Raw genomic sequence first — 12232 nt, 5'->3', positions numbered from 1 at the left:
TTCGTTACGTTGGGTGATCTCGGCTGTTCGTGGGCAGCTTCCTCGGGTGAGGTTGGGGGAGGTGGAACGGCTCCGGGGTGAGTTGGCGGAGTTCGTTGCCGATGTGTTCGGGTCGTTGTCGCGGCGTGATCAGCGGCGGTGGGGCGAGTGTTATCTGCGGGGTCTGATGCTGGACGGTCGGCGCAAGTCGGTCCAGCCGATGGCCGAGCGTCTGCCGGACGGGAACATGCAGGCCCTGCAGCAGTTCGTGAGCCAGTCACCGTGGGATCCGCTGCCGGTTAGGCGGCGGATCGCCGAGCGGCTGTCCCAAGTTGTCGGGCCCGAGGTGTGGGTGATCGACGATGTGTCGTTCCCCAAGTGCGGCACGGCGTCGGTCGGGGTGGCCCGCCAGTACTGCGGAGCGGTCGGCAAACGGGCGAACTGCCAGGTCGCGGTCAGTGTCCATGCCGCCACCGACACCGCCTCGTGCCCGTTGGAATGGCAGTTGTATCTGCCGCGTGAGTGGACGGACGAGCCGGACCGATGCCGCAGGGCAGGCGTCCCCGACGGCGTGGTGCACCGGGAGAAGTGGCGTCTGGCGCTCGGCCTGCTGGACACACTCGCCACCTGGCAGTTGAAGGCGCCGGTCGTGGTCGCCGACGCCGGCTACGGCGTCAGCACCCCCTTCCGGCTCGGTCTGGAGGAGCGCGGGCTGGCCTATGTCCTGGCCCTGACCGGGAAGGAAGTCGCCCATGCGGAGGATGCCGAGCCTGGCCGGCCTGCCTATGGCGGGCTCGGACCGCCCACCCTTCCCCGCTACCGCACCCCACCGCGAGCCGTTTGTGTCCTCGCAGCACAGGCGGGGGCAGAGCGGTTCACCGAGGTGACCTGGAGGCAGGGCAGCAAGGGCGCGATGACCTCACGGTTCGCGGTGCTGAGGGTGCGGCCCGCGGGCAAGCAGTCCCTGGCCGCAGCCCAGGAGGCGGGCGGCGGCCGCAACCGGTGGGACGGCGTCCTGCCTGTCCAGACACTCCTTGTCGAGTGGCCGGACGGCCAGGACACTCCCACGGACTACTGGATATCGAACCTGCCTGCCACCACACCGGCCGCTGACCTGGTGCGATGGGCCAAGATGCGCTGGCGGATCGAGCACGACTACCGCGAGCTCAAGCACGGCCTGGGGCTGGACCACTTCGAGGGCCGCACCTGGCGCGGCTGGCACCACCACGTCACCCTCGTCACCGCCGCCCAGGCCTTCCTCACCCTGCGGCGGCTCGACCCAAAAGTCCGCACACCGGCCTAACCCTCTACCAGGTCCTCGACGTCCTTCAGGACCTGCTGAGGTGCTGGACCGGTACCTGCACCACCTGCGGCCGCCCCCTACCCAGCCCTCGGAGACGCCGCAGACAGCCCACAACCTAACGAAGCACTACTAGGCGTCCGCCGGCATCGCGATGCCGAAGTCGGTGAGGACGACCCGGCCCTCGGCCCCGAGCGGGACGTTGCCGGGTTTGACGCCGCGGTGCAGCACGCCCCGCGGCGTACGTGGCTCGCGCAGCGCGGCGACCGTGCCCGGACCAGGGCCCGGCCGTCACCGGAGGCGGCCCCGGCGCCGCCCCGGAGACCGTCCACGGGGCCGTCGGCGTTCGTGTCCAGGTGGTCGTCCACCACGTCATGGACGACGATCACGTTCGGGTGCGCGATCCGGGCCGCGCTGCGGGCCTCGCGGCGCGTGCGCTCGTACAGGGTGAGGTCGTCGGGCGACAGATGTGCCTGCACGTGCAGACGCGTCAGCGCGACCTGACGTTCGAGGGCCTCGTCCCCGGCCCGCCACACCGTGTCCATGCCGCGAGGAGCACCGCCCCGGGGCGGTCCCGGGCGCGCGGGGCGGGAGGGCGCGCGGTGGGGCCCAAGCGGTTGTCCGGCGTACCGTCGTGACTGTGGACTCCACGGCTGACGGTCTCGTGGCCCGTGTCGCGCGGGAGCTCCTCCCCAGAGCGGACGAGCTGACCGCCGAGGTGGAGCAGTGCCTGCGCCGCGAGATGCCCGAACTGTGGGCGCACCCCGACGCCATGGCCTCGGACAACGTCACCGAGCACGTCGTCGCGGTGCTGTCCGCCCTGCAGCACGGCCTCGACCTGGGCGACATCGAGGTGTCGTCCGCCGAACTGGAGCGCGTACGCCGTGTCGCCCGGCACGGTGTCCCCGTGAGCGCGGTCCTGCGGTCCTTCCGGCTCGGCGAGGGCATCATCCTCGACCACCTGCTGGCGGAGATGCCCCGGTGCACCGACGACGCGGCCCTGGTCAGCGAGGCCGCGCGCCGCCTGATCGTGGCGGCGACCGGGTACGTGGACCGTACCTCCGAGCACGGCGTCGTGGCCTACGAGCAGGAGCGCGACCGGCGGCTGCGCTGGCGGCTGTCCATGGTGAACGAGTCGAGCGTCCGCATCGGCACCACGCTGGACATCGCCCGCACCACGCAGGAACTGGCGGACTTCGCCACCGAGCACTTCGCCGACCTCGTCACCGTCGACCTGCTCGACTCCGCGCTCGGCGCCCACGACGCCGCGCCGGACGACCCGCCCGCGTCACCCGTGCTCCACCGGGTCGCCCAGCGATCGGCTGCGCACCCCGCCCCGGCGCCCACGCCCGCTCCCGGACCGCCCCACACCTTCCCGCCCGGCTCCCCGCCGGCCCGCGCCCTGGCCACGGGCCAGCCGTCCAGGCACCGCCTCGACGGCGACCACCTGGGGCCGTACGGGGCCGCCGGGTTCGCGGGCGAGGCCGGCGCTGAGGGTGGCTGCGGTGCGGTGGACGGTGAGGGAGCGGTGGAGACCGACGGCGACGGCGGGGGCGGTGGTGGCCGGCGCCGACGGGTCCACTCCACGCTGGTGGTGCCGCTGCGGGCGCGCGGTGCCACGCTCGGGGTCGCGCAGTTCTGCCGGGACCGCAACCGGGACGCCTTCGACGACGAGGACCTGCTCCTCGCGCAGGAGATCGCGGCCAGGGCGGCGATCGCCGTCGACAACGCCCGCCGGTACACCCACGCCCGCGCCACCGCCCTCACCCTGCAACGCAGCCTGCTCCCGCGCCGCACGCCGAGGCAGTCCGCCGTCGACGTCGCCTTCCGCTACCTCCCCGCCGACGCCCAGGGCGGCGTGGGCGGGGACTGGTACGACGTCATCCCCCTCTCCGGGGCCAGGGTCGCGCTCGTCGTCGGCGACGTGGTGGGGCACGGCATCCACGCCGCCGCCACCATGGGGCGCCTCAGGACCGCCGTACGCACCCTGGCCGACATCGATCTGCCACCCGATGAACTCCTCACCCACCTGGACGACGTCGTGCTCCGCCTCGCCGCCGAGGTGGACGAGAACGACGAGAACGACGCGGACGGAGAGAACCGAGAGAACGGCGAGAACGGCGACGCGGACGACGAGGCCGGGACCGTCCGGGGCACGCCCGCCGGGGCCACGTCCGCCGGGGCCCCGTCCGCCGGTCGGACCGTACCGGGTCCGACCGGGCCCGCAGCACCCGCCGCGACCGGTGCCGCCGCGGGAGGGGACATCGGGGCCACCTGCCTGTACGCCGTGTACGACCCCGTATCGCGCCGCTGCACCGCCGCTCGTGCGGGGCACGTGCTGCCCGCCGTGGTCGGCAGGGACGGCACCGTCGACATCCTCGAGCTGCCGCCGGGCCCGCCGCTCGGTCTGGGCGGGCTGCCGTTCGAGGCGGCGGAGTTCGAGCTGTCGGAGGGCAGTCTGCTCGCGCTCTACACCGACGGTCTGATCGAGGCACGGGACCACGACATCGAAGCGGGCCTGACCCGGCTCCGTGACGCCCTCGCCCGGCCGGCCCCCTCCCTGGAGGCCACCTGCGACGCCGTGCTCGAAGCGCTGCTCCCGGCCAGGCCGCCCGACGACGTCGCCCTGCTCCTGGCCCGGACCCACGCCCTCGGCGCGGGCCAGGTCGCCACCTGGGACCTGGAGGCCGAACCCGCGGCCGTCGCCCGCGCCAGGGCGCACGTCACCCGGCAGCTGGGCGAGTGGGGCCTGGAGGAGCTGGAGTTCACCGCCGAGCTGGTGGTCAGCGAACTCGTCACCAACGCCATCCGCTACGGCCGGCCCCCCGTCCGGCTGCGGCTCATCCACGACCGCACCCTCATCTGCGAGGTCTCCGACTCCGGTGGCACCACCCCGCACCTGCGCCGCGCCCGGGTCTTCGACGAGGGCGGCCGGGGCCTCCTCCTGGTCGCCCAGCTGGCCGAGCACTGGGGCACCCGCCGCGCCCGCCGGGGCAAGACGGTCTGGGCCGAACTGAACGACTCCGCCGGCCTCACCTTCCCGTAGCCGGCCGCCGTCCAGGACCGGACCGACGGCCACACCGCATGAAGCGGCCCGCCGGCTCTCCGGCGAGCCGCTTCGCGCAGGTCGGGGCGCGGGGTGAGGTCGCCCCGACCGGACCGGGGAGCCGTGGCTCACATGTGCACCGCGGGGGCGGCCTCGGGGTCGTGCTCGGGGGCGCCGCGCCGGTAGAGCAGGAAGCTGACGGCGACACCGGCGACGAAGAAGACGGCGGACCACCAGTGGGCAGTGGCTCCGGCAGGCTCGACGTGCCCCTCGCCCGCCGTCCCGGCCGCGCCGAGGGCTCCTCGCCGGAGCGGACCGCCGCCACGGCGGAGTCATGGGCGTCGCTCGTGCTCCACGGGTTGCTCGGCGCGTGCCTGAAGGGGCGGCCCTGACACGGCTGCGGTCGTTTCGGCAGGGCGGGTGGTCGTCCGCAGGCCGGTGGGGCTTCTCGCGCGGTTCCCCGCGCCCCTTGCGGGCCTGCGCCCCTTGAGGGGCTATGGCTCCGAGTGGGCCGGGATGCGCAGCTCCACCTCGTAGCCGCCGTCGGCCGTCGGGCCCGACTCCAGGGTGCCGCCTAGGAGTTCGGCGCGCTCGCGCAGCCCGACCAGGCCCTGCCGGGAGCCGGGGAGCGGCAGTGAGGGACGAACGGCAGGGGTGTTCGTGACAGTCGTACCGAAGGACGCGCCGTCGTCGGCACACCACAGCCGTACGGTGGCGGTGGCGCCCGGGGCGTGCTTGCGGACGTTGGTGAGGGCCTCCTGCACGGTGCGGTAGACGGCGCGCTGGGCGGGGGTGCCTGTGTCCGGCGGGAGTTCACCCGTCAGGTCGGCCTCGATACCGCTGGTGGTGACCAGCCGGTGCAGGTCGGCCAGGGTGGGCTGCGGGGTGAGCTCCGTGGCCCGGCCGCCGGAGGCGCGGAGCAGGGTCACCATGTGGCGCAGCTCGTCGAGCGTGTCGACGCTGAGGGAACGGATCGTGCGGGCACCCTCCTTGAACTCCGGGTCACGGGCGGCGACCTGCAACGCGCCCGCCTGCACGGCGATCAGGCTGACCTGGTGGGAGACGACGTCGTGCATCTCGCGGGCCAGCTGGGCGCGTTCGCGGGCGAGCACGGCCTGCGAGTGCAACAGCCGTTCGTGTTCCCGGGCGTCCTCGATCTCGATGAGCCGACTCGCCAGGTCCCGTCGCGCCTGCACGAGTTGGCCCAGCAGGACGGGCGCGGCGGCGTTGGCCAGCGTGTAGAAGAAGTACACGACCGTCCAGTTGCGGTCGTGCGAGCTGAGGCCGCTCAGCGGCCAGGGGAAGGCGGAGGCGAGAGCGAACAGCACGGCACATGTGGTGAGCAGCCGGCGGTCCCGTGAGCGTTCCGCCAGGGTGAACAGGGCCGCGACCGGGGCGAACAGGATGTCCAGCATCAGCGCGGCCGGCAGCGTGCACGCGAACACCGCGAGCGGGAACCGGCGGCGCAGTACGAGGGCGGCACAGCCCCCGGCCGCGAACACCGTCGCGAGGGGCGTGGCGTCCCACAGGTTGAACACGACGTCGAGGACGGCGACCGCGACGACCACGGCGTCCACCGACGACTCCGACACCCGCGCCCACCACGCGCCTGCTCCAGGGCCCTTCTGCCGGCTCTCCGCGGCGTCGCGACGCCCGGCACGCCCTCTCACCGCCCCGCCTCCCGGGCGCGCCGAGCCCCGTCGTCCAGCAGTCCGGCCCGCTGCGCGAGCAGCGCCGCCTGCACCCGGCTGCTCACCCGCAACTTGGCGAGGATCGCGCTGACATGGTCCTTCACCGTGCCCGCGCTGAGATGGACACGGGCGCCGATGTCGGCGTTCGACAGTCCCTCCGCGACCAGTACGAGCACTTCCCGCTCCCGACCGCTGAGCCGGCCCACCCGGGCGGCCTCGACGTCGTCGACCGCCGCGGCCCCGGGGTGGCTCTGCCAGACGGCCCGGGACGCCTTCGGCGACATCACCACACCGCCGGCCACCAACGTCCGCACCAACTGGGCCAGTTGCTCGGGCTCGGTGTCCTTGAGCAGGAAGCCGGCCGCGCCGGAGCGCAGCGCGGTGAGGATGTACTCGTCGGTGTCGAACGTCGTCAGCATCGCCACCACCGGCGGTTCCGGCAGGGTGCGCAGCTCCCGCAGGACGGTCAGGCCGTCGACGTCCGGCATCCGGATGTCGAGCAGCACCACGTCCGGGGCCACCCGCCGCACGGTCTCGACGGCCTCCGCGCCCGTCGCCGTCGCGACGACCTCGATGTCCTCCGCCGCGCTCAGGATCAGCTTGAAGCCGGACCGCACCAGGGCCTCGTCGTCCACCACCATCACCCGGATCACACGCGTCCCGCCTCGCCGTCCCGTGCGCACGTCGCCGCCCGCACCTCACCGTCCACCGTCACCGCTCCGACCGTAGAACGTCTCCGGCCTCGCGCGGCGCCCGGGTCGCACACTCCCGCCACTCGGGGGGAGGCTTCCAGCCGAGCAGGGGGAGGGGGGCGGCGACACGGGGATGGTCGATCGGGTGGCCGGTGGTGGGCCGGTGGTGGGTCGGCGGAGTCCGGTCAGGGGCGGCGCAGCCGCACCGAGTCGAGCAGGTCGTCGGCCGTTCGCCGCGCCGGTGCCGCCGTCAGCTCGGCGACGCGGCGGAAGGTCTCCTCGGCCGGGCCGGCGGGCCACTCGGGGGGCAGGTGCCGGGCGGGGAGCCGAGGGTCGGTGCGAATGGTCCACAGCCACTCGCTGACCAGCCGCAACCGGGTGCCGATGGCGTCGTCGCCCGGGCCGCCCCCCGAGCCCAGGAGGGCCGTCCAGCGTTTGTCGAAGGTGACGTAGCGGGCGGCGATGCGCTCCAGGTCCCAGGTGTCGCGGATCATCAGCTCGATGTCGGTGGCCACGTTCGCCTGTGCGTGGAAGATCTTGACTCGGTCGGCGAGCCCGAGCTCGGTGACCACCCCGGCGATGTCGACGTGCCCCGGGGCGATCCACAGCCCGCTGTAGAGGGCGCCGAACCCGGACCAGGTCAGCCGCGAACGCAGGTCGTGCCGCTGGCGTTTCCACGAGTCGGGGAGGGAGAAGCCGAGGAGGGTCCAGGTGCCGTCCCAGTCGTCGTTGACCGCGCCCTGCTGCCAGATGCGGACGCGGCCGTCGTGCAGGACGCGCCTCGCCTGCGGGGTGAGGCCGAAGTACATCTTGCGGCCCTCGCGTTGGCGCCGCAGCAGACCGCGGTTGACCATCCGGGTCAGGGTGGACCGTACGGCCTGCTCGCCGACGCCGGCCCGGCCGAGCACGTCGATGATGCTGCCCGAGTACACGCACAGATCACCGTCGCCCTCCTCCAGCACATGGTTGCCGAAGAAGGCGAGCATGAGCGACTGGGGGCGCGGCTGCGGGCCGTCCGAGGCGTCGCTGTCCGGGGTGTCACTGTCCGGGGTGTCGCTGTCCGGGCTGTCGCTGTCCGGGGTGTCCAAGATGTCGTAGTCCTCCACGGGGGCAAGCGTACGGCCGCCCGCCGGTGCTCCGGCGGGCGGCCGTACCAGGTCACGGGCGCCCGTGGGGAGTGCGGGAACTGTGGGCGCGCTGCTCGGGCACGGGCCGGTGGGGCTTCTCGCGCGGTTCCCCGCGCCCCTGACGGGGCGCGGTCCGCCCCCCGGCCCCTGACAGGCGTCGTCCGGCTAGGAGGCCACCTGTTCCTTCGCGGCGGCCCTGGGCGCGGCCTCGGCCTCGCCCAGCGACTCCCGGTGCGTCTCGCGCACGAACCACACCGTCACCGCCGTGATCGCCGCACCACCGCAGATCAACAGCGACACCGGCGTGCTGGAACCCCCGTTCGCGGCCACCAGGCTCCCCGCGATCATCGGTGAGAACCCCGCCCCGATCAGCGTCGCGAGCTGATAGCCCAACGACGCCCCCGTGTAGCGCACCCGCGTCCCGAACATCTCCGTCAGCAACGCCCCCAGCGGTCCGTACATCACCGACTGCGCGATGCCGTGCCCCAGCACCACCGCCAGGATCAGCAGCCCGGGTGAGCGCGAGTCCACCAGCGCCAGCACCGGAAACGCCAGCGCCGCCGAGGCCAGCGCACCCGCCAGGACCACCGGCCGGCGCCCCACCCGGTCCGACAGCGCCGACGCGCACGGCAGCACCACCAGCGCCACCGCCGCCGACACCGTCAGCGCCCTGAGCACCTCAGGCCGCGGATACCCGATCCCCGTCGCGTACGCGATCAGGTAACTCGTGAGCAGCGACTGCGCCGTGAACGCGCCGATCCCCACACACGCCGCCAGCACCAGCGCCCGCGGCCGGCGCACCACATCCAGCAACGGCAACCGCGCCCGGTCCTTCTTCACCCGGGTGAACAGCGGACTCTCCACGACCTTGAGCCGCACGAACAGCCCGACCCCCAGCAGCACCACGCTCAGCAGGAACGGCACCCGCCACCCCCACGCCGCGAACTCCTCCCGCGGCATCGCCACCACCAGCGCGACCACCAGCGACGACAACAGCGAACCCAGGGGCGCACCCATCTGCGTGAAGCTCGACCACAACCCGCGCCGCTTCTCCCCGGCGTGCTCGACGACCATCAGCGTCGCACCGCCCCACTCACCGCCGATCGCGATGCCCTGCAGCACCCGCAGCGCGATCAGCAGCACCGGCGCCCACACCCCGATGGTGTCGTAGGTGGGCAGCAGGCCGATCAGGAAACTCGCACCGCCCATCAGCCCCATCGTCAGCAGCAGCATCGACTTGCGGCCCAGCCGGTCACCGAAGTGCCCGAACACGATGCCGCCCAGCGGACGGGCCACGTACCCCGCCGCGAACGTCCCGAACGCGGCGATCGTGCCCACCGCCGGATCCGCGCCGGGAAAGAACAACTCGCCGAACACCAGCGCGGCGACGGTGCCGTAGACGAGGAAGTCGTAGAACTCCACAGCGGTACCCAGCAGCCCGGACAACGCCACACGGCGCAGCTGCCGCGTGCGCTCGGCCTGTTCGGTCTGCTCGGGGTTCGGGGGCGGTGGAGCGACGGGGGACGAAGGCATCGCGGTCTCCCTAGAGCGGGGGGAAGGACACCGTGAACTTAGGTGCATGTCTTACTGTCGTCAATAAAGTGCACAACATTGAGCCGTCGGGGAGGGCTCCTGGACAGTGGGGACCGTCAGTCCGTCGAGCCAGGAGGCACGCACGTCATGAACGCCATCGCCGTCATCGGAGCCGGGCCGGGTCTCGGCGCGGCCGTCGCCCGTCGCTTCGGCCGTGAGGGGTTCGCCGTGGCGCTCGTCGCCCGCGATCCGGAGCGCACGAAGGCGCTCGCCGCCGGCCTCGCCGACGAGGGTGTCACCGCGCAGGGGTTCGCCGCCGACGTGCGCGACCCGGAGGCCCTGACCGCCGCGCTCGACGCGGCGCACTCGGCGCTGGGACCGATCGAGGTCCTCCAGTACAGCCCCCTGCCGCACCCGGACTTCATGCTGCCGGTGCTGGAGACGAGCCACACCGACCTGGTCGGCCCGATCGAGTTCTCCGTCTACGGCGCGGTCGCCGCCGTACGGCAGGTGCTGCCCGGTATGCGCTCCCTCGGTCGGGGCACGATCCTGCTCGTCAACGGCGGTACGGCCGTGGTCCCGCACCCCGACCGGGCGGGGACGTCCGTGGCGTTCGCCGCCGAGAGCGCGTACGGCCACCTGCTGCACGACACCCTCGGGGCCGAGGGCATCCATGTCGCGCAGTTGGTGGTGCCCGGCGCGATCGTCCCCGGGCACCACCGCAAGGACCCGGCCGTCCTCGCCGACACCCTCTGGGGCATCCACCGCGACCGCCACGGCTTCCGGCACTTCGCCGACGACCTCGACGCCTGACGGTCGGCGCGCGGACGCCCGGGGGCGGTGTCAGGCTGAAGGCACAGGAACGAGAACGCGAAGGGGATTCCCGTGATCACCACTGACCTGACGCCCGGCTCCCCCTGCTGGCTGGACCTCGGCGTCCGCGACCTGCCGGCCGCGGCGGCCTTCTATCGGGCGGTGCTGGGCTGGGAGTACGAGCCCATGGACGGAGGCGGCGGCGAGGGAGAGGGGGAGGAGACGGAGGGCTCGGGCGGAGTCTTCCGCAAGGACGGCAAGGTCGTCGGCGGGCTCGGCGAACTCACCGAGCAGGGCGCGCGTTCGGCCTGGATGATCTACTACACCGTCACCGACGCGGACGCCACGACGCGGGCCGTCGAGAGCGCCGGCGGCACGGTGCGGGTGCCGTCGAGGGATCTCGGGGACTGGGGGCGGATGGCCCAGTACAGCGACCCGCTCGGCGGCCAGTTCGCCGTCTGGCAGCCGGGCACGAACGCGGGCTTCGAACTCGCGGACGAGCCGGGCTCGCTGACCTGGACGGAGCTGTACACGACCGACGCCCCGGCCGCCAAGGAGTTCTACGGCGGCGTCCTCGGCTGGCAGTTCGGCGAGATGCCGATGCCGGGCGACTCCGGCGCGTACACGCTCATCACGCCCGCCGGGCTTCCCGAGGAGCGGATGCAGGGCGGCCTCATGCAGCTGCGTGCCGAGGACCTCTCCCTGAACGACGGACGGCCGTACTGGCACCCCGTCTTCGCCGTCACCGACTGCGACACGGCCGTGGCGGCGGTCACCGGGCACGGCGGCAGTGTGCAGATGGGTCCCGAGGACATGCCGGGCGTCGGCCGGCTCGCCGTCTGCCTCGACCCGTCGAACGCGGACTTCGTCCTCCTCGCCGCCGAGAGCTGACTCTTCGCGGCCTTTTTGCGCCTCCCACGCCACCGTCCCCGAGACGGTGGCGTTCCCACCGTTGCGGAAATCGGGATCGACGTCCATCATCCCATCAACAGGAATCCTGTTGTTTCAATGTTGCAGCGATGGGTGGGTGCGATCATGTCGTTCGGTGCCAGAATCCAGGCCAGAGGGGTGCAGCTGCTGCTCAGCGGCGTCATGACCCGTGTCCACCAGGACCTGCGCTTCACCGACGTCCCGAAGCGGACGGAAGCCCTCCGGGTGGAGACGGCTGCCGGACCGGTCGACTGCACCGTCTACCGTCCCCCGACGGCCACCCCCGCCCCCGCTCCCGTCTACGTCAACTTCCACGGCGGCGGCTTCATCGTGGCCCGCCCCGAACAGGACGACCACATATGCCGTTACATCGCCGCCACGGCCGGCTGTGTCGTCGTCAACGTGGACTACGCCGTCGCCCCGCAGCGCGTCTTCCCCACCGCCGTCACCCAGGCCTACGACGTCGTCGAGTGGATCGCGGAGAACGGCGAGGCCCATGACTGGGACGGTTCGCGGATCGCCGTCGGCGGACACAGCGCGGGGGCCAACCTGACCGCCGGGGTCTGCCGGACGGCCCGCGCCCGGGGCACCTTCACGCCCCGACTCCAGATCATCGACTCCGCGCCGCTCGACATGGTCGCCGACCCGGCCACCAAGCGGTCCCGCATCGCCAAACCGCTGCTCAGCCCGCAGCTCATGCGGATCTTCACCGCCGCCTACCTCCCGGACCGGGCGGACCTCGCCGACCCGCTGGCATCGCCCGGACTCGCCGACGACCTCGCCGGGTTGCCGCCCGCCCTCGTCATCACCGCCGAGAACGACCGCCTGCGCGACGAGGGCGACGCCTACGCCGAGGCCCTGGCAGCCGCCGGGGTCCCGGTCACCCACCGTGTCTTCGAGGGCGTCGACCACTACTTCACCCACACCGGCCCGGTGCCGGCTGGCAAGGAGGCGATCGATCTGATGGCCACGACCCTGCGCACCGCCCTCGACGCGGCGGTCCCCGACGCGGCCTGACGACGGCTCGCGCTCGACGACGGCTCGCTCTGAACGGCCCGCCGCTTCCGAGGGCCGCGCGCCCTCGGGGAGCGGATCGGCTTGACTGCGCGCGCCCCGTGGGC

10 protein-coding genes and 1 pseudogene are annotated in these 12232 nt (G+C 73.1%); 6 read left to right on the top strand and 5 right to left on the bottom strand.

From position 1 onward, the window contains the following. The first annotated feature begins 46 nt into the window (after positions 1-46). Positions 47-1282 (top strand): IS701 family transposase, encoded by a 1236-nt coding sequence (locus ACZ9QC_RS08320; protein ID WP_472915873.1) that lies wholly within the window; start codon positions 47-49, stop codon positions 1280-1282. Between the two features lie 144 nt (positions 1283-1426). On the opposite strand, the pseudogene ACZ9QC_RS08315 reads toward ACZ9QC_RS08320, so the two are convergent. Then, a pseudogene (locus tag ACZ9QC_RS08315) lies at positions 1427-1824 on the bottom strand (protein kinase family protein); the annotation flags it as partial. A 95-nt stretch (positions 1825-1919) separates the two neighbouring features. Between ACZ9QC_RS08315 and ACZ9QC_RS08310 the strand changes: the two are divergent. Next, a complete protein-coding gene (locus ACZ9QC_RS08310) occupies positions 1920-4325 on the top strand; it encodes a SpoIIE family protein phosphatase (RefSeq protein ID WP_472919559.1) in 2406 nt (801 codons plus the stop codon). A 38-nt stretch (positions 4326-4363) separates the two neighbouring features. Further along, complete coding sequence (locus ACZ9QC_RS08305) at positions 4364-4717, top strand: hypothetical protein (protein WP_472919558.1); 354 nt, start codon at positions 4364-4366, stop codon at positions 4715-4717. A gap of 102 nt (positions 4718-4819) precedes the next feature. Here the strand turns inward: ACZ9QC_RS08305 and ACZ9QC_RS08300 are convergent, their stop codons facing one another. The 4 genes from ACZ9QC_RS08300 to ACZ9QC_RS08285 all read right to left on the bottom strand — a co-directional run bounded on the left by ACZ9QC_RS08300 (position 4820) and on the right by ACZ9QC_RS08285 (position 9368). Continuing rightward, a complete protein-coding gene (locus ACZ9QC_RS08300) occupies positions 4820-5917 on the bottom strand; it encodes a sensor histidine kinase (RefSeq protein WP_472919557.1) in 1098 nt (365 codons plus the stop codon). A 74-nt stretch (positions 5918-5991) separates the two neighbouring features. Further along, complete coding sequence (locus tag ACZ9QC_RS08295; protein WP_472921632.1) at positions 5992-6657, bottom strand: response regulator; 666 nt, start codon at positions 6655-6657, stop codon at positions 5992-5994. 236 nt (positions 6658-6893) lie between these two features. Next, a complete protein-coding gene (locus ACZ9QC_RS08290; RefSeq protein ID WP_472919556.1) occupies positions 6894-7814 on the bottom strand; it encodes a PaaX family transcriptional regulator in 921 nt (306 codons plus the stop codon). Between the two features lie 186 nt (positions 7815-8000). Further along, the gene (locus ACZ9QC_RS08285; RefSeq protein WP_472919555.1) at positions 8001-9368 is read right to left on the bottom strand and encodes an MFS transporter; all 1368 of its coding nucleotides are present in this window, start codon (positions 9366-9368) and stop codon (positions 8001-8003) included. Positions 9369-9515: 147 nt separating this feature from the next. Here ACZ9QC_RS08285 and ACZ9QC_RS08280 point away from each other — a divergent pair, with 147 nt between their 5' ends. The 3 genes from ACZ9QC_RS08280 (at position 9516) to ACZ9QC_RS08270 (ending at position 12128) form a co-directional block, all read left to right on the top strand. Next, positions 9516-10181: an SDR family NAD(P)-dependent oxidoreductase gene (locus tag ACZ9QC_RS08280; protein WP_472919554.1), complete on the top strand. Its 666-nt coding sequence runs from the start codon at positions 9516-9518 to the stop codon at positions 10179-10181. Between the two features lie 72 nt (positions 10182-10253). Next, entirely contained in the window at positions 10254-11072 is an 819-nt protein-coding gene (locus tag ACZ9QC_RS08275; protein WP_472919553.1) for a VOC family protein, read from the top strand. 144 nt (positions 11073-11216) lie between these two features. Further along, positions 11217-12128: an alpha/beta hydrolase gene (locus ACZ9QC_RS08270; RefSeq protein ID WP_472919552.1), complete on the top strand. Its 912-nt coding sequence runs from the start codon at positions 11217-11219 to the stop codon at positions 12126-12128. Positions 12129-12232: the final 104 nt, after the last annotated feature.

Source organism: Streptomyces sp. HUAS MS02 (assembly GCF_055702265.1).
This window is presented reverse-complemented; position numbering and strand designations above follow the sequence as displayed.

Bases quoted from the DNA above. Each gene is read 5' to 3' on its own strand.
- ACZ9QC_RS08285 (WP_472919555.1), bottom strand. From the start codon at position 9,368: ATGCCTTCGTCCCCCGTCGCTCCACCGCCCCCGAACCCCGAGCAGACC.
- ACZ9QC_RS08280 (WP_472919554.1), top strand. From the start codon at position 9,516: ATGAACGCCATCGCCGTCATCGGAGCCGGGCCGGGTCTCGGCGCGGCC.
- ACZ9QC_RS08295 (WP_472921632.1), bottom strand. From the start codon at position 6,657: ATGGTGGTGGACGACGAGGCCCTGGTGCGGTCCGGCTTCAAGCTGATC.
- ACZ9QC_RS08270 (WP_472919552.1), top strand. From the start codon at position 11,217: ATGTCGTTCGGTGCCAGAATCCAGGCCAGAGGGGTGCAGCTGCTGCTC.
- ACZ9QC_RS08305 (WP_472919558.1), top strand. From the start codon at position 4,364: ATGAAGCGGCCCGCCGGCTCTCCGGCGAGCCGCTTCGCGCAGGTCGGG.